General features: G+C 36.7%; 23 protein-coding genes. 11 read left to right on the top strand and 12 right to left on the bottom strand.

What is annotated here, in order from left to right; translation table 11 throughout:
- Window positions 1–9: 9 nt before the first annotated feature.
- The 3 genes from ACFSUL_RS09895 to ACFSUL_RS09905 form a co-directional block, all read right to left on the bottom strand.
- On the bottom strand, window positions 10–1,215 hold the full coding sequence (locus ACFSUL_RS09895; protein WP_377934928.1) for a metallophosphoesterase family protein: 1,206 nt from the start codon (window positions 1,213–1,215) through the stop codon (window positions 10–12).
- Between the two features lie 132 nt (window positions 1,216–1,347).
- Window positions 1,348–2,604 (bottom strand): ABC transporter permease, encoded by a 1,257-nt coding sequence (locus tag ACFSUL_RS09900; RefSeq protein ID WP_377934930.1) that lies wholly within the window; start codon window positions 2,602–2,604, stop codon window positions 1,348–1,350.
- Window positions 2,597–3,496 carry an ABC transporter ATP-binding protein gene (locus ACFSUL_RS09905; protein ID WP_071413208.1) on the bottom strand — a complete coding sequence of 300 codons (900 nt, stop codon included), beginning with the start codon at window positions 3,494–3,496 and terminating at the stop codon, window positions 2,597–2,599. Before ACFSUL_RS09905 ends, ACFSUL_RS09900 begins: the two co-directional genes overlap by 8 nt.
- 234 nt (window positions 3,497–3,730) lie before the next feature.
- On the opposite strand from ACFSUL_RS09905, the gene ACFSUL_RS09910 reads away from it, so the two are divergent.
- Window positions 3,731–3,916: a YhzD family protein gene (locus ACFSUL_RS09910; protein WP_377934933.1), complete on the top strand. Its 186-nt coding sequence runs from the start codon at window positions 3,731–3,733 to the stop codon at window positions 3,914–3,916.
- 82 nt (window positions 3,917–3,998) lie between these two features.
- On the opposite strand, the gene ACFSUL_RS09915 is transcribed toward ACFSUL_RS09910, so the two are convergent.
- The gene (locus ACFSUL_RS09915; protein WP_377934935.1) at window positions 3,999–4,793 is read right to left on the bottom strand and encodes an enoyl-CoA hydratase; all 795 of its coding nucleotides are present in this window, start codon (window positions 4,791–4,793) and stop codon (window positions 3,999–4,001) included.
- Window positions 4,794–4,966: 173 nt separating this feature from the next.
- Between ACFSUL_RS09915 and ACFSUL_RS09920 the strand changes: the two genes are divergently transcribed.
- Complete coding sequence (locus ACFSUL_RS09920) at window positions 4,967–6,106, top strand: CAP domain-containing protein (protein WP_377934937.1); 1,140 nt, start codon at window positions 4,967–4,969, stop codon at window positions 6,104–6,106.
- A 131-nt stretch (window positions 6,107–6,237) separates the two neighbouring features.
- Here ACFSUL_RS09920 and ACFSUL_RS09925 read toward each other — a convergent pair whose 3' ends face one another.
- The 5 genes from ACFSUL_RS09925 to ACFSUL_RS09945 all read right to left on the bottom strand — a co-directional run bounded on the left by ACFSUL_RS09925 (window position 6,238) and on the right by ACFSUL_RS09945 (window position 13,115).
- A complete protein-coding gene (locus ACFSUL_RS09925) occupies window positions 6,238–7,848 on the bottom strand; it encodes a long-chain fatty acid--CoA ligase (RefSeq protein WP_377934939.1) in 1,611 nt (536 codons plus the stop codon).
- A gap of 464 nt (window positions 7,849–8,312) precedes the next feature.
- Complete coding sequence (locus tag ACFSUL_RS09930; RefSeq protein ID WP_377934941.1) at window positions 8,313–9,812, bottom strand: coproporphyrinogen III oxidase; 1,500 nt, start codon at window positions 9,810–9,812, stop codon at window positions 8,313–8,315.
- Between the two features lie 587 nt (window positions 9,813–10,399).
- On the bottom strand, window positions 10,400–11,266 hold the full coding sequence (locus tag ACFSUL_RS09935) for a Cof-type HAD-IIB family hydrolase (RefSeq protein ID WP_377934943.1): 867 nt from the start codon (window positions 11,264–11,266) through the stop codon (window positions 10,400–10,402).
- 245 nt (window positions 11,267–11,511) lie between these two features.
- On the bottom strand, window positions 11,512–11,868 hold the full coding sequence (locus tag ACFSUL_RS09940) for a YlbF family regulator (protein WP_377934945.1): 357 nt from the start codon (window positions 11,866–11,868) through the stop codon (window positions 11,512–11,514).
- Window positions 11,869–11,975: 107 nt separating this feature from the next.
- Window positions 11,976–13,115 (bottom strand): DUF445 domain-containing protein, encoded by a 1,140-nt coding sequence (locus tag ACFSUL_RS09945; protein ID WP_377934947.1) that lies wholly within the window; start codon window positions 13,113–13,115, stop codon window positions 11,976–11,978.
- A gap of 124 nt (window positions 13,116–13,239) precedes the next feature.
- Between ACFSUL_RS09945 and ACFSUL_RS09950 the strand changes: the two genes are divergently transcribed.
- Genes ACFSUL_RS09950 through ACFSUL_RS09965 form a run of 4 tightly spaced genes read left to right on the top strand, consistent with a single transcriptional unit; the run spans window position 13,240 to window position 18,201 of the window.
- The gene (locus ACFSUL_RS09950; RefSeq protein WP_377934949.1) at window positions 13,240–14,577 is read left to right on the top strand and encodes a YheC/YheD family endospore coat-associated protein; all 1,338 of its coding nucleotides are present in this window, start codon (window positions 13,240–13,242) and stop codon (window positions 14,575–14,577) included.
- Window positions 14,574–15,665: a YheC/YheD family endospore coat-associated protein gene (locus ACFSUL_RS09955; protein ID WP_377934951.1), complete on the top strand. Its 1,092-nt coding sequence runs from the start codon at window positions 14,574–14,576 to the stop codon at window positions 15,663–15,665. Before ACFSUL_RS09950 ends, ACFSUL_RS09955 begins: the two co-directional genes overlap by 4 nt.
- Window positions 15,665–17,032, top strand: coding sequence for a YheC/YheD family endospore coat-associated protein (locus ACFSUL_RS09960; RefSeq protein WP_377934953.1), 1,368 nt, complete (start codon window positions 15,665–15,667; stop codon window positions 17,030–17,032). The genes ACFSUL_RS09955 and ACFSUL_RS09960 overlap by 1 nt, the downstream gene beginning before the upstream one ends.
- Complete coding sequence (locus tag ACFSUL_RS09965; protein WP_377934955.1) at window positions 17,029–18,201, top strand: YheC/YheD family endospore coat-associated protein; 1,173 nt, start codon at window positions 17,029–17,031, stop codon at window positions 18,199–18,201. The genes ACFSUL_RS09960 and ACFSUL_RS09965 overlap by 4 nt, the downstream gene beginning before the upstream one ends.
- Window positions 18,202–18,256: 55 nt before the next feature.
- Here the strand turns inward: ACFSUL_RS09965 and ACFSUL_RS09970 are convergent, their stop codons facing one another.
- A complete protein-coding gene (locus tag ACFSUL_RS09970) occupies window positions 18,257–18,661 on the bottom strand; it encodes a ferritin-like domain-containing protein (protein WP_377934957.1) in 405 nt (134 codons plus the stop codon).
- A gap of 129 nt (window positions 18,662–18,790) precedes the next feature.
- Between ACFSUL_RS09970 and ACFSUL_RS09975 the strand changes: the two genes are divergently transcribed.
- The 4 genes from ACFSUL_RS09975 to ACFSUL_RS09990 all read left to right on the top strand — a co-directional run bounded on the left by ACFSUL_RS09975 (window position 18,791) and on the right by ACFSUL_RS09990 (window position 22,000).
- A complete protein-coding gene (locus ACFSUL_RS09975) occupies window positions 18,791–18,994 on the top strand; it encodes a YheE family protein (protein ID WP_377934959.1) in 204 nt (67 codons plus the stop codon).
- A gap of 138 nt (window positions 18,995–19,132) precedes the next feature.
- Window positions 19,133–19,324 (top strand): hypothetical protein, encoded by a 192-nt coding sequence (locus ACFSUL_RS09980; protein ID WP_377934961.1) that lies wholly within the window; start codon window positions 19,133–19,135, stop codon window positions 19,322–19,324.
- A gap of 561 nt (window positions 19,325–19,885) precedes the next feature.
- On the top strand, window positions 19,886–20,803 hold the full coding sequence (locus ACFSUL_RS09985; protein ID WP_377934963.1) for a PucR family transcriptional regulator: 918 nt from the start codon (window positions 19,886–19,888) through the stop codon (window positions 20,801–20,803).
- Window positions 20,804–20,902: 99 nt separating this feature from the next.
- On the top strand, window positions 20,903–22,000 hold the full coding sequence (locus ACFSUL_RS09990) for an ABC transporter ATP-binding protein (RefSeq protein ID WP_377934965.1): 1,098 nt from the start codon (window positions 20,903–20,905) through the stop codon (window positions 21,998–22,000).
- A gap of 215 nt (window positions 22,001–22,215) precedes the next feature.
- On the opposite strand, the gene ACFSUL_RS09995 is transcribed toward ACFSUL_RS09990, so the two are convergent.
- Window positions 22,216–22,467: a hypothetical protein gene (locus tag ACFSUL_RS09995; protein ID WP_377934966.1), complete on the bottom strand. Its 252-nt coding sequence runs from the start codon at window positions 22,465–22,467 to the stop codon at window positions 22,216–22,218.
- 459 nt (window positions 22,468–22,926) lie between these two features.
- Here ACFSUL_RS09995 and ACFSUL_RS10000 point away from each other — a divergent pair, with 459 nt between their 5' ends.
- Window positions 22,927–23,145: a small, acid-soluble spore protein, alpha/beta type gene (locus ACFSUL_RS10000; protein ID WP_071413227.1), complete on the top strand. Its 219-nt coding sequence runs from the start codon at window positions 22,927–22,929 to the stop codon at window positions 23,143–23,145.
- A 139-nt stretch (window positions 23,146–23,284) separates the two neighbouring features.
- Here the strand turns inward: ACFSUL_RS10000 and fumC are convergent, their stop codons facing one another.
- A complete protein-coding gene (gene fumC / locus ACFSUL_RS10005) occupies window positions 23,285–24,667 on the bottom strand; it encodes a class II fumarate hydratase (protein ID WP_377934968.1) in 1,383 nt (460 codons plus the stop codon).
- Window positions 24,668–24,758: the final 91 nt, after the last annotated feature.

Below are 24,758 nucleotides of genomic sequence, written 5' to 3' on the forward strand. Positions count from 1 at the left end.
TTACCGAACTCATTCTCTTACTAGTAACTGAAAGACCTCTTGTTTAATACGATCTTTTTCTTCACTCGTTAGCACATCCAAATAACGGAACGCTTGTGGATGTTCGTATAACTCCATCAATGCTTCTTCCCAATCTTCCTCACTTTGTTTAGAAAGACTGCTTGTTAAGTCCGTTAAAAAGCCTTCTGTAGTTTGAGTCTCTTGCTGCAAATGCTGATAGGTTAATTTATGTACCCATACAAAGTTTTCGGACTCCTCGTACACTTGTAGTGCCTCTAAAAGCTCTCCATTATCAATTCTTCGCAATGTTTCTGGAGATAAATGTTCAACGTCCTTCATTTCTATTTCTACTAGTGCCCCATTATATTCCCGAAATTCCTCTAATACAGATTGCAATTTCTGGAACACCTCTCCAAATCTATGGATATGTTTCATCGACACATTTATCTTTTCCCAAATGAGGTCTTGAGTCTCAATCCATTTTAAACTGGTTTGATTACCATCTAATATTACTTCATAGCACCCTTTTTCCCCTGATTCCTTTCTGTGCCTTCCTTGAATGTTTCCTGGGTAAACAATATATGGATCTTTGTACAAAATCTTTTTTTCATGAATATGCCCTAATGCCCAATAATGATAGTTTTTCTCTAAAAGCTCAGGAACAGAAAATGGTGCGTACGTATCATGCAGTGATTTGACTCCTCCTTCACTTCCATGAAGCAAACCAATATAATAGTTTTGATCTACACTAGCTTTTCGATATTCGGACACGACTCGCTCTGTTATATGTCTACTCCGATAGCTGAAACCTGTCAAGTGAACCTCGGTACCGCTAGCAGTCTGAAAGATTTTCGTTTCTACATCAGGACCAAATATATGAACATTTTCAGGAAAATCTAATCCGATTCGATGGCCACCAAGATGATCATGATTTCCATGAATAATATAGACAGGAATAGCGTGTTTTGCTAATTTTTTCAACTGTCGCTGCAATCTAGCTTGAGCCCGTATGCTTCTATCCTCTTCATCAAAAAGATCCCCGCTTATAATGATAAAATCTACTTCCCGACTAATAGACTCGTTTATTAGCGTTTCAAACGCTTTGAATGTACTATTTTGAATTCTATCGAAAATTTCTACTGGCAGCTGCCTTAATCCTTTAAAAGGACTATCTAAATGCAAGTCGGCGCAATGGATAAAACGAATTTCCTCCATAATCGGCTTCCCCCTTCGTACGAATATACGTTCTCTTATCAGTCCATTATATCCTAAAAGGAAAGAGATTTTCAGTTTATATGCAAAAAAATCCCTTAGAAAGTAACAAACATCTTTCTAAGGGATTTCTATTTAATCTTTATTCGTTAATTGGATTGCTTTTTTAATATCTTTATAAGAGTTAGATTTCCCATACATAAGAACTCCCCCACGATACACTCTTGCTCCGAATATACCAAGAAGGACGATGGTGATTAACAGAACAGCAATACCAATTATCGGTTCATACGCTGGTATGTTTAACATTCCCACCCTTAAGAACATAACCATTGGTGTAAAGAAAGGAATATAAGATGAAATCGTTATAAAAGCAGATTCTGGATTACTCAATCCAAACATAGATATGAAGAATCCGATCATAACAAGGAATGTCATTGGCATTACCATTTGTTGGACATCCTCAATGCGGCTAACTAATGAACCCAATAACGCGGCAAGAGTCGCATATAGAAAATACCCAAGCAAAAAGAAAATAACTGCATAAAGAATAACGCTAATAGACAAATCCCCAAAACCGAAAACGTCAAAAAATCCCCCTGCTAGTTCATCTTTCCGTCTAACTAGTGCAAAATAACCAACAACTAAAATAACCGCTAGTTGAGTTAATCCAACGAGACCAATTCCAATTATTTTAGCAAACATTTGTTTCACCGGTGAAACACTAGAAATTAAGATTTCCATTACTCTAGAGGACTTTTCTGTTGCTACTTCCATCGCTGTCATATTAGCGTAGGCAATGACAGAAAAGTAAATAAAGAATAACAGAACATAAACGATTCCTCGAGCTTGATCAAGCTCTTCTGAAGATTTAGCTCCTTCTACAAGTGCTTCCTTCTCAAACGCTACTGGTGCATTTAACTTCGCCAAGTCTTCTTGAGATAATTCTAGTTGAGCAGCCGTAAGATTCGCCTTAATATTTTGCAAGCCTAATTGCAGGTCTTGAGAGACAGTTGTGTCAGAAAGGGTATTAGACTTATATACAGCATGCGGAAGTTTGTCTTCTCCTTCAGATAAAATAAGGTATCCTTTATACGTTTCATCCTCCACCTTTTTAGCAAGGTCAGTCTCTGACATATCTGTACTTTCTAAAGAGATGTCTTTATTTAATACCTTTACTTGCTGTTCTAACGGATCAAATAAATAATCTGTTTTATCAATGACAGCTATCTTTTCCTTCGAATCACTTTCACTTGTAAAAGCGGACGTTATATTATCAAAGTTTGCGAGAAGAAAAAGAGCAGCAGCAACAATAATCGTTGTAATAATAAATGATTTTGACTTGAGTTTAGAAAAGTATGCTTGCGATAGCATAATAAGAAAATTACTCATAGGAAGTTCCCACCTTTTCTATAAAAATGTCATTGAGTGAAGGCTCTTCCAGTTCGAACTTACGCACAAACCCTTTCTTAGCTACCGCATGAAAAACTTCTTCCGCAGCCTGTTCTGAGTTCACCTGCAACTGCACTCCTTCCGTTGTTTCTTTTGCTTTCACAACACCTGAAATAGAGTGTAAAAACTGTAAATCAAAATCTGCATGAACAATAATATTTTTCTTTCCAAATGACCGTTTAATTTCTTTTAATCCTCCATGGACGATTGGGCTTCCTTTATGCATAATGCACAAACTTTCACAAAGTTCTTCTACGTGCTCCATTCTGTGACTAGAAAAAACGATGGTTGTACCGCTCTTTTTAATATCTTTAACAGCTTCTTTTAATTGCTCTACATTCACTGGATCAAGACCGCTAAATGGTTCGTCTAAAATAAGTAGCTTTGGCTTATGAATGACCGATGTAATAAATTGAATTTTTTGCTGATTCCCTTTTGAAAGCTCCTCTACTTTTTTGTTCAAATAATCTGGAATATTAAAACGGTTCAACCAATAATCTAATTGCTTTAATGCTTCCCTTTTTGTCATTCCACGGAGCCGGGCAAGGTAGACAATCTGATCACTAACCTTCATTTTAGGATAAAGTCCTCTTTCCTCAGGTAAATATCCTATATAGGGACTTGTAGAATAATCAATTGCACTTCCGTCCCACGTAATAGAACCTTGAGATGCATCTAATAGTCCTAAAATCATTCGAAAAGTAGTCGTCTTTCCCGCTCCATTAGCCCCAAGAAACCCAAACATTTGGTTTTCTGATATTTCTAAATTCAAATCATCGACAGCTATAAAACTGCCATATTTTTTTGTCACGTTTTTAATGACAAGGCTCATCTATTCTTCCTCCTTCTTACAAGTAAAGGCCTAGTTTTGTTTACATATAGTACTACCAGTATTGCATTATTTAATATAAATTTACACTACCAAAAAAGACTCCCCTATAAGTACGATTTCTAATCCAAAAGGTTTCATTTTCTTTTGTGCTTTCTAACAAAATTCTTTTCAAATTTATCAAAATATGAAAGAATAATAGTAATCATCTGAATATTGATAAAAGGGGTAAGGAGAATGGCTGTGTATAAATTAACCGTTTTTGAACCAAGTGGGAAAAAAATTTTAGACGAGTCTTTCGAAGCATCTTCTGATCAAGAAGCGAAAACAACGGGGGAAAATTTATTAACGGAAAAAGGGTACACGGGGCATACCTATCGCTGTACATCTCCAAAAGGAAAACTTATTTTGTTTCATGTTTAAAAGTATTGAGAAATAGCAAAGGGATTGACCTACTAAGTCAATCCCTTTGCTATTTTCATCTATATTCCGTTAACCCTAAGGTCTATTCCCCTTTAAAGCTTGGTTTTCTTTTTTCAATAAACGCTTTAATTCCCTCTTGGTGGTCTGCTGTTCGTCGCATTCTCCTTTGGCCTTCTTTTTCTAATTGTAAGGCCTTCTCGAGCCTTTCTTTATTTAATTCCGCATATATTTCTTTCGTTTTTAACATTGCTTGCACTGGCTTACTTAAACATGTATTAATATATCTCTCGATTCCTTCACTTAATTTTCCTGACGGTACTACCTCATCCACTAACCCCTTCATCAACGCTTCTTGTCCATCCATCACTTTTCCATTCCAGATTAGCCTTTTGGCTTTTCCTGTACCTAACTTTTCTTGTAGTAGGAAGTGACTGCCACCATCAGGGATAAGTGCAATTCCAATAAAATTCATCGCAAGCTTACTATCCTCTTCACAAATAATATAATCGGATGCGAGCGTTAAACTAAACCCTAAACCGGCTGCCGCTCCATGTACACCGGAAATAACAACTTTTGGCAACGTATAAAGAGTCATGACAAGTTCAGAGATCATATCCATAATTTCAGAAAACTGATCCTCCGTACTTGAAGCAAGCATAGACTTAATATCTCCTCCTGAAGAAAAACCTCTTCCTTCACCTGTTAATACAAGCATACTAATAGAAGAATCATCCTTAATCTCTTTTAATACCTGAAGCAACTCCGTCATCAACCCTACATCTAAAGCATTCAATGACTGTGGTCGATTTAGCTTAATTCGAGCTACTTTTCCTTCCTTATGTACTTTGATCGTTTGATAAGAATTGGAAACTGTCAATGTAATCCCTCCCCTCCCTCTAGCATATCGTATTTCATGCTAAGAAGGAATAATTTTATTGAATAGTTAAAATATTTAGCGGAGATCTTCGTTATTACTTACTAAAAACAATATTTTTAATTTTCCATTCGATGTTCTTTGGGTACAATGGTAGTAGGAATGGAGGATAAACATTGAGAAAATTTCTTTCTTTACTTCTTTTATTATTTTTACTATATGTATCCTTACCGATCATAGAAACAAAAATTGACAATCCAAAAATACAATCAGCGATAAATACTGTACAAACTAATATAGATAAAGTAAGGGAAAATCCTGAGATTATTGCACTAATGGAGAAATTACAAACGGAATTCACTCAACTAAAGAGGCAGCTAAACCAAGCAATTGATGATTCCCCTCCTAAACAACAAGAAGAGTCTGATCTTGTTGCAAAACCAGATTTGAATACTCCAGATAAACAATTATTTTCCGTTTACAATATCGAAATCGGCGATAAGAAGGAAACTGTTGAGCAGAAACTTGGAAGCCCTAATCGTTCCACGCAAAATGAATATGGGGTAAAATGGCATACATATCACGAGCACTATCATAATTTTGTTATGTTAGCCTATGATGAAAACAATAAAGTTGCCGGATTATATACGAATCAAGATTTAATCGCTTCTCCAAATGGAATTAAATTAGGGAGTCCAAAAGAGGTCGTTCGTACGGAATTAGGAGAACCATTAACAGCAATTCGAAAAGGGTTGATTTCCTATCAACTTCAATCAAACGGTGAATCTGATTTATTTCACCTAGACAATAGCTATGTAACAATCTTTTATGATAAACATCAAAATAATCAAGTAACGGCGATTCAACTTATTGCCGAAGAGTTAGAGCAAAATAAAAAGCAATATTACACAGAATCAAACGAAGCTTTGAAAAAAGGCTTTGAATATCAACTATTTGATTTAACGAATGCAGCAAGAATTCAGCATGGTCTCGGAATATTAGGCTGGGATGAAGAAGTGAAAGTTACAGCTAGGGGTCATAGTAAAGATATGGCTGTAAATAATTATTTCGATCATACTAATCTTGAAGGACAATCGCCATTTGATCGAATGCAAGAAGATAATATTCTCTTCTCTATCGCAGGAGAAAATCTTGCATATGGCCAAGTGAGCAGCATTTTTGCACATGAAGGACTAATGAACTCGCTTGGACATAGAAAAAACATTTTAAAACCAGAATACGAATTTCTCGGTGTCGGTTTAGCATTTAACGAAAAAGCACAGCCTTATTTTACCGAGAATTTCTTTACACAGTAATGTGCCTTTTTGTTTGTGCCAGGAACATTTCCCTTTTTTTGTTCCTGGAACATTTCCCTTTTTGTGTTCCGGGGACAAATAAAAGGAGCAGCCCCCTTTCCGCTGCTCCTTCTCAAAACCCAAACTCTTACTTATTTAATCTTCTCTTTAATTTCTTCACGCAACGCCCGTTTTAAAAACTTTCCTACAGAAGTTTTAGGGATTTCATTAAGGAATAAGATTTCATCTGGTAGCCACCATTTGGCAAACTGTGGTTTTAAAAATTCGTAAATTTCCTCTTTTGTTACACTCTCTTTCATTTCATCTTTTAGTACAACACATGCTACTGGACGTTCTTGCCATTGTTCACTCGGAACAGCGACAACAGCGGCTTCAAAAATGCCCTCATGTGCCATTAGGGCATTTTCCAAATCAACAGATGAGATCCACTCCCCACCTGATTTGATTAAATCTTTCGTCCGGTCGACAATTTTGATGTTGCCTTCTTCATCCACTGTTACTACGTCTCCAGTGTAAAGCCAACCATCACGAAAAGCATCTTTTGTTCTCTCATCTTTAAAATATTCTGAAGCAATCCATGGTCCCCGAAGAGCAAGTTCTCCCATTTCTTTACCGTCCCATTTTACTTCCCCTTCTTTCCCTATAACTTTCATTTCCAGACAAGGGGCAAGTATTCCCTGCTTTGCTTTTAAATCTAGTTTCTCCTCTTTACTTAGATTTTCTTGATAACTTTTTGTCGTGGAAATATTTGTTAAGGGGCTTGTTTCCGTCATACCATAACCATGCCTAAACGGAATATTATACTTTTCCTCGAATGTTTTAATCATTCCTCTTGGAGCAGCGGACCCTCCACATAATAAATAACGCAAGCTAGATAAATCGTATTTATTTTGTTCTAACTCTTTCAATAAACCTAGCCAAATTGTTGGCACGCCTGCAGAAATCGTAACCTTTTCTTCCTGCATCAATTCCGCTAATATTTTTGGAGTGAAATAAGGACCTGGTAATACTTGCTTCGTCCCAAACCATACAGCCGCAAACGGAAGTCCCCATGCATTTACATGAAACATCGGCACAACTGGAAGAGCAGTGTCTTTTTCACTTACTCCTGCTGTATCAACTAACCCAAGTGCCATAGTATGAAGGACCGTTCCTCTGTGCGAGTAAATAACACCTTTCGGATTGCCTGTCGTTGCACTTGTATAGCACATACCTGCAGGCGCGTTTTCATCTAAATCCGTGCGAAAGGCAAAAGATGGATCTCCTTCTGCTACTAATTCTTCATAGTGATAAACGGGTGTTAATGTCGTTTCTGGTAATTTCTCTTTATCTGTCATAATAACGAAAGCTTTAACAGTTGTTAATTCGTCTTTTATACTTTCAACAAGCGGGAGAACATCAGAATCTATCAAAAGCACCTTATCCTCCGCATTATTTACGATATAGGATACATGTTGAGGAGATAATCGGATATTAATCGTATGAAGAACAGCACCACTACAAGGGATTGCAAAATAAGCTTCTAAGTGGCGGTGGTGATTCCATGCTAATGTACCAACTTTATCCCCTTCTCTAACCCCTAGTTTTTCTAGTGCACTTGCTAATCGGCGGGTTCTTTCTCCCCATTGTTTGTAAGTAAATCGCTGGATACCACTTTCTGTCCTCGAGACAATTTCTTTTTTTGGAAAATACTTTTCGGCTCTTTCTATCATTTGAGTCAGAAGCAAGGGTGTTTGCATCATTGTACATCTCTCCCATCGAAAACATTTTCATTTTTAGGCTGCTTTGGTAAACCTTGCTGTTTTTGAAAATAAATAATGGACCGTTCCTTTCCGCTGTAGGCACTAGACTCCTCAAGGAGGAAGTCAAGTGCCTGCAGCTCCAATCCACTCTACGTTTTCCATGTTGTTAAAAGCAACAATCTTTTAGAAAACAGCCTTTTTTATATAACTATCGATTTTGCTATTTCGATAGTTTATACCAGGTTAAATTCAGGGATGATTGATAAGTGAAGCTTCCATCTGTGGAGGATTACTAACTGTTAATGTAAGAAAAATTATAAGACTTTTAGCCTGTACTATATTATTCTTGTTTATGATTAAAAATACCTTCTATATATTAAAAACCTCAGAAAAACAGACTTTTGGGGAATCCTAAAAAACGGATGATAAGTAAAAGTACTTATCATCCGTCCTATGATTTCAGGTCAAGAGAAAAATAACTCCTCCAAAATATCGATTTTCTTTTCTGTATACTCTTTAAAAGTCAAATTATAGGCATTTGGTTCTTTCGGATTGGAAAACTGTGTTATTTTTCCTGTTTTAGGATGAATAAATTTACTGGCAGCCCCACAGCCGATTCCGATAATCGTTTGAACCTCTTCCATAATGAGGATATTATACATGCTATCTTGGCCAGGCAATGCATATCCGACATTTTCTAAATTACCAAGTATGTTCTTTTGCCGATATAAATAATATGGAGCATAGCCATGCTCACTTGTCCACGATTCAGCAAGGTTCATCATCTTTTCTATTTCCGTTCTATTTGCTACCTTGTATTTCTCCTTATTTTGGGTCATTTCTGAAGCACGCTTAAAGGAAAGTGTATGAACCGTTAGTGACTCGGGCATCAACTTTTCCGTTTCTTCCAGTGTATAAGCGAATTCGGGAACTTCTTCTCCTGGTAGCCCAATAATCAAATCCATATTAATATTATTCATTTTCATCTCTTTAGCCATATAAAACTTTTCAATTGTTTCCTCGACTGTATGGTGTCGCCCAATTGCCTTCAGCGTTTCTTGAATATATGATTGTGGATTGATAGAAATACGGTCGATATTCCATTTATTTAGTACTTCCAATTTTTCTCGAGTAATTGTATCTGGTCGACCAGCTTCCACCGTCACTTCTCTTACAGACTTAACATCTGGGAAGGATTGGTACATTTCATCATAAAGTGCATCCATTTCTTCTGCTGTGATGGAAGTTGGTGTTCCTCCGCCAAAGTAAATCGTCGTAATTTTAATACCCTTTTCTTTTATCCAACGTCCCATCTCCTGGATTTCATAGTGAAGACCGGCGAGAAAGGAATCAACACGCCCTTGTTTTCCTTGTATTGCATAAGCTGGGAACGTACAGTAAGCACACTTTGTCGGACAAAAGGGAATCCCAATATAGATGCTGACTTCCTCTTGAAGGTCATACAAATCAGGAATAACTGCTAATTGTCGATCAACAATACTTTGCATTAATTGAATTTTTTCGTCTGTAATTAAATATTCTTCTTTTAATTTCTTATGCGCTAACGCCTTATCCATTCCTTCTCTTAGCATTTTGTGAAGGAGTTTTGTCGGCCTTATCCCAGTCAGTATCCCCCATTTTTGACGTATTCCCGTAAGATCTTGGAGTACACTTAAATACACATGTGAGACAGCCATTTTTATCTGCCTAAATCGTTCTTTTTCTGTCTCGAATTGTTCCCATTCTTTTTCATACTGGGCAGTGAAAACCTCCGTCGTAGACGATGCTGTCAAATTCGCTTTAGACATTATCTTTTCTTCTACTGAAAGCTCTATTTCAACTTTTATATCGCTGACTTCAATTGGTTTAAGAACAACTTTCGTTTCTTCATAAAATAGATCCGCTATTAGTTTAAGGGGTCGTTGAAAACGCTCATCTGCGATCCCTGTTATTTCAATTATCAATTTCGTATCACCTTTCTACTTGTCTTCTACACTTTGTTAAGTGTACAAAATCGACTCCATTCGGTCAATATAAGGAAAATGACTAGTTGAAGGTAAAGCGGAGTGTAGAAAAGACTGAAAAGTGACACAAATCTCTCAGAAAAATGACCTCAGGAAGACTAGGTGCTGGAGCAACTTTTGGTTTCCTATAAAATAAAAGGCTCTTTTCTCATAGATTGTTGTTTTCACTTATAAATTGAGCCCGTTGATTTCCGCTACGGGCACAAGACTCCTCGGGGAGGAATGGGAGCCTCTTAGAAAAGCGGAAGCGGCTTGGTCAGCTCGTGAAGAAAATAGGAAAATTCCCTAAAGGCATCCTTTGCCTTTTGGGGATTTTATCTTTTTCACAGCGAGCTAGCCGCTGGAGCTAGACATTCGGCTTCGCCTGTTGGGTCTCCCACTTCCCTCTCTTCCCGCAGGAGTCAAGTGCCCGCAGCGAGAATCAACTCAGTAGGTTAAACTTAGTTTTTCGTTAAAAAGCAACAAACTTTACGAAAAGAGCCAAATAAAAAGACTGGCACCAAAGTAAGGTACCAGTTTCGTATATTCTATTTAATAACATTCATTTTTTTCAGAAACTCGATAGGTTGTTGTTTCCGGAAAAGTTCCATTATAAAATACACAAGACCATGTTGCTCACCAGCTCTTGTAATCCAATCAGCTGATTTTTTCACTTCATTAGATGAATTCCCCATCGCAGCTCCGAGCCCGCACCATTCCAAAATATCCTTATCATCCAACCCTGTACCGACCATCGCAATTTGTTCCTTTTTTAATCCGAGTTTTTCAGATAAATAGAGAAGGCCTCTTAATTTCGATACACCTTTTGGAACAATATCAACCTTTGTTGGTGAAGTTTTAATTACATCCACTTCATCATACATGCCAGTCAATGCGAGTTGTAAATCTTCGACATCTTTGCTAGTTTCCAGTTCTACCTCAATTTTAGGTGTTGAAACTGGATTTTCGAGCAAATAGTCACTTACTACATCAACAAATTGTTTACTATAGATGAAGCGAGATTCTCTCTGCCACGTCATTTTCCCTAATGCTTTAGAATTGGCGTTGGACTTATTCATTACAGAAAAGTTTTCATGAACAATGTGGATTCTTGCTGTAAACCTTTCCAGAAACTGTACAACTTCATATGTTACATTTTCTGATATTTTATTAACGTATATCGGTTCATCCATATCGGCAGCTATAAAAGCTCCTTGATGCGTTACAATTGGAGCATCTATTTTTAATGCTTTTGCTACTTTTTTTGCAGAAGGAAAACTACGACTAGTCACTAATGTCACATGTACTCCTTTGTCTTTTACATACTCTATTGCTTCCTTCACTTCTTTCGTTATCTTACCTTGTTCATTTACTATTGTACCGTCAATATTGAGTGCCAGCATGCGATATATCATTGATGTCCCCCCAGTTCTCGTTTCAGCGGCAAAAATTTGTGCAAGTGTGCCAGCAAGCTCGTTACTCTGCTTTCTTAAGCAACTACAATTAAAGCTAACCAAGCTGACTTTCCACTTATGTTTTACTTTTATGAGGGGATGTGTACAAATATGACAATTTTGAACTATGGTTGATACTATTAAAATTGTTTCTATATTAAAAGGAGCCATCCAATTAAGTTAGATGACTCCTGTAAAAAATTCTATTATTTTTTTTCCATAGAACCGTAAAGATCTTCTAATGGCTTCATAATGACTTTATTCAAGTCATTGATAACCATGCTCATACGTTGCTCTGCTTCCATTAGTTTGGAGATCTTTTCGTGTTGTTGTACAAGTGTTGCAGTTTTTTGAGCTTGTTCTACTTCTTCTTGTGCAATTTCTTCGCCGTTCATTTGCTTTTGTTGAAGACGTAGTTGAATGTCTCTAAAGTTTTCAAACATTTTTTGTGATGATTCGTCGCTGTTTACTTCATCATACATTTTTTTTAGTTGTAAAAACTCATCGCTCTCTCTTAATGCTCTTTCAAGTTCATTTGCTTGATCATATAAATTTACTGCCAAAATAGTACCTCCTAGTGATTAACTCTTGTTTCTCTACCCACTATAACAAACTATGTAGCTAAATTCTAGGAAGTTCCCCTATTCCCTTACGAAAGGAATTTATTCTGTTAAGAAAGAAGCTGCACGATTCCTCCTTGAATTAAACCAATAATTCCACCGAGTAATGCCCCTAAATACGTAATCATTTTAAATTCTCGGCGGGAAATACCTAGTACCAATTGTTCCAAACGTTCTGTTGAGAAGGAATTTACTTGTTCCTGAACAATTTGTTGCAAATGAAGCTTTTCCATCAAATTCGCTACTTTGCTTGAAAGTAAATTGATTCCCAAGTCTACCCAGGATGGAAGAACATTTTCAAGAAATTGCTTTTTGTAAGGAGCTACCCATTGGTTCAACGGTTTCGATAACTGTTCTTCTACTTTCACAGTATTTTTCACTGCGTTTTGAAGAGAGAGGATTATTTCTCTTTCAGGCAGCTTTTCTAACACTTCTTCTAATTTTTTATTTTTAAGTTTTTCCCATTCCTTTGTAAGAAGGTTATAGAGAATCTCTTGTGTTCCTTCATGTTTAATAAATTTTATAATTTCCGGTTGAACTTTATCCGCTACCGAAGTGTTCCCTAAAAACATACCTATCATGTTTCCAAGCGTTCCTCTTCCTTTTAGGAAATCATCAATCATTGTCTTCACTTTTGCTTTTCCTTCTGGACTGTCAAAGTATTGTTCTGCTTTATTTGCAATCCAATCAACAAGTACTGGTATTTTTGTCTCAACTTTTTCCTGCCACTTTTCTGGTAGTGCTTCCCCTATTGAATAAGAAGAATAATGATTTTTCCATTCCAGAGCTTTTGTTTCAATCCAATCGTCCATAACACTATTTATCCGCTCCGATGAGATTGGTAGATGGAAGGTTTTCATCCATTCTTCTACAGACTTTTCTGATTGAAAAATGGGCTCTGTTTCTTCCTCGAGCCATCTAGAAAGATCTTTTTTAAAATCAGCATTCAGAAGTTTATTTTGTAAGCTTTCTGGTGTGAGAAGATGCTCAACAACCATTTTTCCGAGTTGCTCCGCTAATTCACTTCTTCGTTTTGGGATCAGTCCTGGCGTAAATGGGACTTTCCATTTTCCAATATAGTAAGCCTTATATGGTCTGAACAGCATTTTAATTGCTAGTGAATTTGTTACTCCTCCAATTGCTGCTCCAATAATGACCATGAATAGGATTAACAGTAAACTTTCTGTCATATAAATACCCTCTTTTCTTCATTTAGAACATTTTTCATACTTCTACATACAATGCAATATCAGCATTAGCCCAACTACTTATTATAGAATTATTATTACGGGTTGTGCAAACGAGGGGAATAATATGATTGATACTTGCTCGCTAGTCATTCGGCAATCAAAAAATAATACAAACACATTATATTTACCACATAGTATCGTAGAAAATTTGTCAGGTCCGATAAAACCTGCAGTAACAATTAAACTAGGTCCAATCATGTTTGATGCTGAAGTTAGTGAAATTAGGACTGAAAATTACTGCACAATTGAAACGACACATACAGCATTCCCTGAAACAATTAAGCTTGATTCTATTCTTCTCCAATACGTAGAATATCATAATTTATTCTCGTTTGGTCCGTTTACCGCCATGATTGTGCTTGATACTTCTTTACGTTCTTTACACACTTTTAGTAAAGAATGTGTGGCATGGTATAAACAGCAAGGAGGACATTTTTTTATTATACCAGCTTCTTCTTTTCTTAAAGGAGAACTTGAAGGGTATTTTTACAATGAAGAAGAAAATAAGTGGGGCCTGTCTTCCATCATTACTCCTGATGTTTTTTACAACCGAATTCACTCTAGAAAATTAGAAAAACATAGCTCCTATAAACAAGCTTTGAACTATTGGAAAAATAAAGGTGTGCACATCTTCAATGAATTTTTCCTAAAAAAATCGGAAGTTTATGACCTGTTAGCACAAGAAAACCAGCTAAAAGCCTATCTTCCTGAAACAAGAACCGGTCTTCAAGAACTAAGTAGTATGGTAACGAAACATAAAGATATCTTTATTAAAGAAGATCAAGGCAGTCAAGGTAAAAAAATTATCCGAATGCAACAGAAAGAAAATCACTATAAAATCTATCAAAACTCATTTCATTCAAAGAGCCCCCTCACGATCTCATCTTTACAAGATGCCAATACACAAATTAATACTTGGTGCGAAAGCGGCTCCTATATCATACAAGAAACAATCCCTTTTTGCTGTTTCAAGGATAAACAGTTAGATTTCCGGATTCTTTGTCATCTAAATAAAGTACACAATTGGATGATCGTTTCAAGTGTGGCGAGAATTGCAGCTGATAATCAATTTGTTTCCAACCTTGACCGTGGGGGTGAAATACTTAAGCCGCTTGCAGTACTATCTCATTTATTTTCAAAACAAAGTGGCGAGAAAGTTTTTAGTGTAATTAAAGAGCTTGCTTTAGAGACAGCAAGAACACTCAGTGAAAGCAGTTCGACGGTACTTGCAGAAGTTGGAATTGATATCGGAATAGACAAAAGCGGGAAACCTTGGATTATTGAAGTGAATTCGAAGCCTTCCAAACAAGCCTACTCCGAGATTAAAGGAGTTCGCCCTTCTGTAAAGGCATTATATGAATATAGTAAAAATCTTTGGATAGAAAGGAGCACGCACCTATGAATGCAACGCTCGGGATAATGTCGTTAACCCCAGAGACCATTTCGTCCTATTATCAAGGCATTGGAGAAAAATCAATCGAGTATAATATCGATCTCTATTTGTTCTCTCCTCATGACATCTCTCCTACGAATGAAATCGTTGAAGGGTATTACTTCGATAAGGAAAAAGTGGAATGGTGCAAAGAAGCATTCGAAATACCAGAGTTTATTTATGACAGAACATTTTATACAAAGGATTTCACCTCTAAACAAGCAAAAGCAATTGTTCAATGGCTTAAAAACAAACCAGAAGTCGCTTTCCTTGGTTATGGTCTCCCAGACAAGTGGCGTCAGTATCAAACGTTAAAGGGGTCTCCTCTATCCTCCTATATTGTAGCCACAGAACTAGTCGAAAGTGGTGAACAGTTGTTAGAAGTGCTTGTTAAGGAAAAAGACTTAATTATGAAACCAATCGACGGTGCCCATGGATTTGCTGTTTATCATTTATCGATAACAACGGACGGGATTGTTGTAAGGACCACGAAAAAAAGTAATGTCATCCATCGTCCTTTCAAGTACAAATCTGCATTTATTCAATGGGTAGACCAGTTAATAAAAAATCACACATTCATCGTGCAAAAACGATTAACTAATTTAACAAACAACGGGAGACCATTTGATTTAAGAGTATTACTACAAAAAGATCAAAATGGAAATTGGCACACGGTCGAACGAGGAATTCGATTAGGAGCTAAAGATGGGATACTCACTAATATAAGCGCCGGTTCAACTGTCATTACGGTCAACAAATGGAAAAAGGAACTCAGTCACTTTCAATGGGATTATATCGAAACAGAACTAGACGAAATTCTTGAACTTATGCCATCGCTTTTAGAAAAGGAGTTTGCACCACTTTTTGAAATTGGCGTTGATTTCATTATTTCTGAAGATAATTCCCTCTGGATTTTAGATATGAATTCAAAGCCAGGAAGAAAACTAGTTCAATCGCTCTCCCCCCATAAACTCGATGCATTATATCATGCACCACTCAAGTATTGCGAACATCTTTTCACAACAAGATATTCAACAATAGATAGGGGTGATTTTTAATGTTGAAAACCTATAAGATTGAAAGATTCCTAGATGATGAGTGTTTATTATATTTACCATCCAGCGTCCCATTGAATGCGGATAGCCTCCATCAAGTCAGTTTAGGCTCAAAATATGCTACCGCTAGTTGTAATAGTCATCCTAACGGAAGAAACGTTATAGGTATAAGTTCTAAACTTTGTGAAGAACTGCATTTCCCTTCCAAATTAGAAACCATTTCTTTCATTATTAATGATGACCGAGTATACCTAGGGCCATTAATTGGTATTTTCACCGCTGGTTTTACGTCTTTTCGCTTAAATCCGATAGGGGAACGTTCTTCTTTTTTTAGTAAGCTTTTATCGGTACAGTCTGCACTAGGTGTCATTCCTTTTGTTTTTGGCGAAAAGCATATTGACTGGGAAAACGGGTTAATAAGAGGATTGTTTTATTTTAAAAATAACTGGGAAACAGTCACCGTTCCATTTCCAAGCGTCATCTATGACCGTCTCCCAAACAGGAGAAGTGAGAAAAAGAAAACATACAATGAAATAAAAGAAAAATTGCAAACACAATACGGAATCCCCTGGTATAATCCAGGTTTCTTTAATAAGATGGATCTGTTTGAAAGATTGGAGTTTGATGAAAAGGTAAATAGATATCTTCCAGAAACCAATTCCTTTCAGTCTTTTGAAGAAATAGAAAGAATGCTTGCATCTTATGGTCATGTATTTCTCAAACCAAAAAATGGAAGCCTCGGGAATGGTATTCACAAAATAACGTATAACCCTAATCTAGGGGAGTATTATTGCCGCTTTACAGATCGGGATGAAAAAAAACGATTATGGAAATTTTCCACATTGGAGCAGTTGATCAATAAGGTTTTCCGTAAAAAACAATTAGAGAAAATGCTCGTTCAACAAGGAATACCACTTCTTCATAAAGATCACCGCCCCATCGATTTTAGAGTCCATACAAATAAAGATGAAAATGGGAGCTGGCAAGTGAGTGCGATTGCAGCCAAAGTAGCTGGTGCGGGAAGTGTCACAACCCATGTGAGAAGCGGTGGCGAAGTGAAAAGTCTGAATGAGTTATTTTCACTAGAAGAAAGTAAAATATATGAAGAAAGATTAAAAAGTGCGGCCCTTACACTTTCCACTGCAATCGATCAAAATATAGATGGGTTCATTGGTGAAATCGGATTTGATTTAGGTATTGATCAGAATGAAAAAGTATGGATGTTTGAAGCAAACTCCAAACCTGGAAGATCAATTTTTGCTCATCCGCAACTAAAACAATCGGATTTATTAACACGAAAACTTGCATTATCTTTTGGCGCCTATTTATCACAGAAAGCCCTTCTACATCCAGGGGAAATGGTGAAATGAAGCTTCAGTATGATGCGAAAAAAAGAATTTTTTATCATAGTGAAGGAACAGAATCTGTTATCTCTTTTGGGAAAGATTCTTTTTTACTAAATAAACAAGACCAACTATCTCACTATAGCTTTGTCATTAAGAATTGCCATTCTATCCCACTTATCGGCATACTCGCAAGCCGTAAAGAAAAAAATAAATATAAAGGCAATTTTTCTTTATTCCGATCCATTCAGGAGGATTTACAAAACAGTGGCGCTGCAGCATTTGTATTTTGTCCAGACGATATTCTCGATGACGGTATAGCAGGAATTATTTATCATGAACAAACAAAAAAATGGGTAAAATGCCATTTTCCCATTCCTAATGTCATTTATAATAGAGTACCAGCTCGACAAGATGAATTAAGTCAAGAATATAAAAAGCTTTTACAATTTATTAAGCATCATAATATCATTTTCTTTAATCCACATTTCTTCAATAAATGGGAAGTGTATAGTGTATTATCAGCCAATCCCAATTTAAAAAGTCTGCTCCCAAAAACTGAATTGATTAGTGAAACAGCTCGGTTTATCGATTTTTTAAAAGCAAATGAGGTTATCTATGTAAAACCTGTTAGCTCTTCACAAGGAAAAGGTATCAAGGTGATTGAGTTATGCAGTGATGGAACCATTACATGTAAAAGTATTAAAAAAATTGAAAAGTTTTCTTCGATAGACCGATTTATTCAAGCGTACTCTCTTTGGTTTATTCAAAATAATAGGATAATGCAAGAAGCAATAAAATGTGAAACCTATAACGGACATCGCTTTGATTATCGCATACTCGTTCAACACAATGGTCGGGAATTTATTGTAACAGGTATCGGCGTTAGGGTCTCTGGAAGGCAGGATATCACAACACATGTACCTGCAGGAGGAAAAATTGTTCCATTAAAAAAAGTAGCTTCTCAAAATATTAAGAGTCAACTGACAGAAATTGCAAACTGGTGCGGGAATGAATTAGCGAAAGCGTATGGATATATTGGCGAATTTTCAATAGATTTAGCACCTAAACGAACGGGTGGATTAATATTATTTGAAGTTAATTCAAAACCAATGAGCTTTGACGAAGAAGACATCGAAAAGAAGCGAAGGAAAGAACTCCTAAACACCTTTCTCGTTCTTTCAAAAGGAAACTAACTGGACGTTCTTCATTGAATTTTTGAGAACGTCCTTATTTATTTTTCCGTTAATACTATTTTAAAGAATTATAAATTGTTGAAAACCTTGTAGAGTGCTCCATCTCATCTGTCATGGCAATAAATAGCGGCTGATATGCTTGCTGACTAGGTAGTTCAAATAGCATGTCCCGATAAAACTCCGCAGCCTCTAACTCATCCTTTAACGCCTTTAATACCCCTTCTTTGAAGGTAGCAAATTCAACCTTTTCTTTTTTATGTTCATAATACTCCCCGGTTAACAAGTAATGTAAATACTGAAACATTTCATAATGCTCTTTTTCATCCTTTTTCGCATGTTCGATAAACTCTACATAAAGTGGATTATTTGTCTTACTTTTCAATTCTCTATAAAAATAATAGGCTGTCCATTCATCACTAATCGCTTTTTCTAACTTACGTATAAACGCATTACTATTCATTTTATGCTTGCCCCCTCTCACATTCAATAAATAGTATTACGACAATACCCCAAATATGCGTAAAACATCGCTTTCATCTATACACAACTTAGAGGAAACGTTTACAATAGGAGATAGAGGTGATAACTAGTGATACAACATTTTCAGTTTAAAAATATGTACAAAAACAAAAAACTTCCAGGGTGGACATTTTCATTTTACTTTGAAGGAACGAAATATAGCGGCAATTATCACAAAAATGGCGACATTGAATGGGATAAACTTGTTCCTCCAAAGGAAGATACAATTAAAAAACAAATCCATGAGTTAATGCTCTTTCATGTGTATGAATGAGGTTCTTAACCTTTTTATATAAGGCACTTCCCTTTTAAAAAAATCAATACTATTGATATCAGTGTCTCCTGGATGCATGAACCACCCTCTTTTATATCAAAATAACGGTAACGGTTATCTAAAAAGGAGGATTGGGGCATGAAGAAAAAGAAAGAAGAATTTCTGCCTGATACAGAATATGAAGGAAAAGATAAAGTTTTTCTTGATGTAGACCGAATAATTAATGAAGGAATGTCTGGTGGATCTGTACATGCGCGGGAGGAAATTAGTAATATTGAAGAGGCTCGTGATTTAAAACAGGAATCTCCTCCAACAAAATACGATTCTTAAGCAATGAATAAGAGAAGCTGGTGAACAATCCGCTTCTCTTTTTTTGTCTTTTAAGCGTTTGACTTTCTTAAATATTTTGGCTCTTTTCTCATAGATTGTTGTTTTTACTTATAAATTGTGAGACCGTTGATTTCCGCTACGGGCACAAGACTCATCGGGGAGGAATGGGAGCCTCCAGGAAAAGCGGAAGCGGCTTGACCAGCTCGTGAAGAAAATAGGAAAATTCCCAAAAGGCGCCCTTTGCCTTTTGGGAATTTTATCTTTTTCACAGCGAGCTAGCCGCTGGAGCTAGACATACGCCTCGCCTGCGGGGTCTCCCACTTCCCTCTCTTCCCGCAGGAGTCAAGTACCCGCAGCGAGAATCAACTCAGTAGGTTAAACTTAGTTTTCATTAAAAAGCAACAAGTTTCACGAAAAGAGCCAATATTTTTAATACTCCCCTAGCCGCCTACAAAACCTAAAAAAATATTGTTCAGTACATGGTTGAAAATGAGCTCCATTCTCGTACAATAAATACAAAGACAAAATTTTAAATCTAAAACAATTAAAGAGGTTTTTTACATGCTAACTTCATTAATAGCTAAATATCCTGCAGCCACCACTCAAAAGCACCTGCCAATAGGAAAAACAAATAAAAAATGGTTCTCCTTAGCAGGTGAAGATAATTTTATCGGCATACCGGAAAGTGATCTTACAGAAAAAGAGCTCCAATTATTGCAATGTTTATTCAAGGAAGTAACCCCCTCTACTACTTCTCTTAATACTACATTTGAAAGTTCCCAATGGTTTCAATTTCTAACCGGTGAGGGTTCACATGATTTCACTCCGACTAAAAGTGAGAAACCGCATAGGATTGTTCAATTCTCTTTTTTGAAGGAAGTTGAACTACCTTTACTAAAAGAGGCACTTCAACATCTTGTTACCGCCAACAGTACAATCGTATTTTTAAGCGAAAAAAGCGGTCTTATTATAGAAGAACTAGCAACATCAACTATCGATGAACAACAACTTGAATCCATTGCACTCGTCCTTGAGTCGGACCTATTTATTACACCAAATTTTTTTATTGGTCAATTCAAACAAGTGAACAAAGATTTCCTTCCTCTATTTGCATATGAAAAAGATATGTTTGAATTTGCACAACAAAACCTAACAAAACAAAAAATTCATTCCTTTGTTAGCGTGCTTCCCTTTTTCGTACTAAAATACTTGCCAAAAGATTGGAAAGAGAAGAACTTTGACTTAATATACAAAGTTCTTTCTGAGGATAAAGAATTGACAAGAACAATCAAAATCTATTTAGAAAATCAATCAAATACAAGTCAAACTGCGAAACAATTGTATATGCACCGAAACACTGTTCAATACCGTATCGACAAATTTATTGAGAAAACTACTATTGATATTAAAAGTTTCAATGGTGCGTTAGTCGCCTATTTAGCCTGCTTAGAACTCGAAATGGTCAACCTGCCCAAATAGAAGCGTCTATTTTTGTGCAAGTTGACCATATAACTTTGAATGCGTTTTCATTAAGATGAAAGTAAGTTAAAAACGTAATATCAAAGGGAGGATTTTAACGTGGCAGAATTAAAATTAGACCATATTTATAAAATTTATGACAGTAAAGTAACAGCAGTAAATGATTTCAATCTTCATATAGATGATAAAGAGTTTATCGTTTTTGTTGGACCGTCTGGTTGTGGTAAATCAACAACACTTCGTATGATTGCAGGATTAGAGGAAATTTCTAAAGGGGATTTTTCGATAGACGGAAAACGCGTCAATGATGTTGCCCCTAAAGACCGTGACATTGCAATGGTTTTCCAAAACTATGCACTGTATCCACATATGAGCGTCTATGATAATATGGCATTCGGTCTAAAACTTCGCAAGTTTGATAAGCAAGAAATTGATAGAAGAGTAAAAGAAGCAGCAAAAATTTTAGGACTTGAAGCACTTCTTGATCGTAAACCAAAAGCATTATCGGGTGGTCAACGTCAGCGTGTCGCTTTAGGTCGTGCTATTGTTCGTGATGCAAAAGTATTCTTAATGGACGAGCCTTTGTCTAACCTTGATGCAAAACTTCGTGTACAAATGCGTGCTGAAATTGCTAAACTTCATCAACGCCTTCAAACGACAACTATTTATGTTACACATGACCAAACAGAGGCAATGACAATGGCTACACGTATTGTTGTTATGAAAGATGGGGTTATCCAGCAAGTTGGAAGTCCTAAAGAGGTATATGACAGACCCGAGAACGTATTTGTCGGTGGATTTATTGGATCCCCTGCGATGAACTTCTTCCAAGGTACACTTGAAGAAGGAAAATTCTCTATCGGTCAAACAAAAATATCTGTTCCAGAAGGAAAAATGAAAGTGCTACGCGACCAAGGTTATGTTGGAAAAAGCATTATTCTCGGTGTGCGTCCTGAAGATATCCATGATGAGCCATTGTTTATTGACTCTGCATCTGGAGCAAAGATCAATGCAAAAATCGAAGTGTCGGAATTAACTGGTGCGGAAACAATGCTATACTCTCAATTAGAAGGACAAGAATTTGTTGCCCGAGTAGATTCCCGTTCTGATGTAGCAGCAGGCCAAGCAATTGATCTTGCATTCGATATGAACAAAGCACATTTTTTTGATGCTGAAACAGAATCTAGAATCCGATAATAATCAAAAGCGCAAGCGCCTCGATCAGAGGCGACAAGCATAAGTTGAGCATCCCGGAAAGGCGTGCTTTGCCTTTTTGGGGTGCTTGACTTATGACCTCGAGCCTTTAGCCGCTGGAGCTAGAAGAAAAGCTATCCCAATAACAAACATTTTAAATTTCTCAATCAAAAAAGGCTATAGTGAAAGAATACTTAACACTCTTTCACTATAGCCTTTTAAAATTCGTTTAAAGGAATCTCCTTCCCTTCCTCTTGTCCACAGTTCATACAACTGAACAAATGAAGACAGTTATCCGTACAACTACTATTAGGAATACCATCAGCTAATTGGATTTGTTCAATATCCATATACGCACTGTAATCATCATAATAGTCATAATATCTTCCTTGATCTATTGTAGAATGTCCGCACTCTGGGCATTCTCCTTTATATTGAAATATTCCGTTACATAGCGCACAAGCTTTCATTTGATGTCACCATTCTTTCAACATTTATTTCGTATATAGTTATCGTTTGAGAAACAAACTTAATTATGTGTGACATTTTCTACAAACAAAAGCACAAGCGCCTTGATCAGCACAAGCATAAGTCCAACCATCCTGGAAAGGCTCTTTTGGCCTTTTTGGGATGGTTGGACTTATGACCTCGAGGGGCTAAGCTCTGGCCCTAAATATAGAACACTTTGATGTTAGAGTTATCTACATGCAAATATTCTATATAACCATTAAATAATAGGAATAAACTTCCTGTTTTATATTTGAATATAATCCTCTTTTGGGAACATAATACGTAGTAACAAGGCAATACAAAAAACATTTTTTAAAATCAATGGGTCAAACCATATTAGCTGGTCACAACTATCGTTTGTGTGTTGGTGCAAATCCAACTGACCCAACCAAAAAAACACATCAAGGAGATGACAGAAAATGGCACAACAATCTTCTAGAAACAACAACTCTAACCAATTAGTAGCACCAGGAGCTCAACAAGCAATTGACCAAATGAAGTTTGAAATCGCTTCTGAATTTGGTGTTAACCTTGGAGCAGATGCAACTTCTCGTTCAAACGGTTCAGTAGGTGGAGAAATAACTAAACGCCTAGTACAAATGGCTGAGCAACAAATTGGCGGATTCAACCAACAGTAATAAACAATTAAATAACATGGATAAAGCCCCTGGCATTTTGCCAGGGGCTTACTTTATAGTTTTTCTTTGTTACGTTAAAGTAGTGAGGGACGGACCTTCTCAAAGGTCCGTCCCCGACTATTGTGCAGCATTAAAGTGGTTATTTACCAACCATGTTGGCAGGGTTGATCCATTGGTCATATTGTTCAGATGTGAGGTATCCCGTTTTTATTGCTGCTTCTTTGAGTGTTATGTTTTGTTTATGTGCCAATTTTGCAATTTCAGCAGCTTTTTCATATCCGATGTGAGGATTTAATGCTGTGACAAGCATAAGCGAATTTTCCACAAACTTCTCGATAACCTCTTCATTTGCTTCCATACCACTTACACAACGGATATTAAATGACTGAACACCATCCGCTAAAAGACGGACGGATTGCAGAAAATTGTAGATGATAACTGGCTTGAAAACATTTAATTCAAAATTTCCTTGACTTGCGGCAAACCCGATAGAAGCATCATTACCAAATACTTGGGTAGCTACCATTGTTATTGCTTCACTTTGCGTTGGATTTACTTTTCCCGGCATAATGGAACTTCCTGGTTCATTAGCAGGAATAGTTATTTCTCCAATCCCACTTCGAGGACCACTTGCTAACCAACGGACATCATTGGCAATCTTCATAATATCTGCAGCTAATCCTTTTAATGCACCATGTGCATATACAATTTCATCATGTGAAGTGAGGGCGTGAAACTTATTGTTTGACGAAACAAAGTCAAAACCTGTTTGAATCGATAATTGTTCAGCAACTTTTTCACCAAAAGCAGGATCAGCATTTATCCCCGTTCCGACAGCTGTTCCACCAATAGCTAAATGTACTAACTGCTGACTGCTTTCCTCCACCATTTTTAATGACTTTTCCATCATCGCGCGCCAACCACTAATCTCTTGGCCTAGTGTTAATGGAGTGGCATCTTGTAAATGTGTTCGTCCGATTTTAATAACATCTTTAAACTTTTCTTCTTTCTCTATTAACACGTCGATAAAATCTTTTAGTACAGGTACTAGTTTTTCGCTTGTTTCCTTGTACGCAGCAACATGCATTGCTGTTGGGAATGTGTCATTAGAACTTTGCGACATGTTCACATCATCATTCGGATGAATTTGTTCCTCTGAGGCTTTTTCATTTAAAATTTCATTTGCACGAAAAGCAACTACTTCATTAACGTTCATATTAGACTGAGTGCCACTTCCCGTTTGCCAAACAACAAGTGGAAAATGTTCATCTAACTCACCTGAAACTACCTCGTCACAAGCCTTTACAATCGCATCTCGTTTTGTCTCTGAAAGCTTTCCGAGAGAGTGGTTAGCCATAGCGGCAGCCTTTTTCAAATGAGCAAATGCATATGTAACCTCAATTGGCATTTTTTCTTGACCAATAGGAAAGTTTTCTTTACTTCGCTGTGTTTGTGCACCCCAATACTTCTCCTCTGGCACTTTCATTTCCCCGATTGTATCCCGTTCAATTCTGAAACCCAATTTCTATCTCCTCCTTAAATTGCTTCCCTACTTTTCTTATTCCACAAAAAAAGAAAAATAACCTTTTCCACAAAAGAAGAAAAACAGACAA

The organism is Bacillus seohaeanensis (assembly GCF_042684945.1).
GTDB classification, from domain to species: domain Bacteria; phylum Bacillota; class Bacilli; order Bacillales; family Bacillaceae_B; genus Rossellomorea; species Rossellomorea seohaeanensis.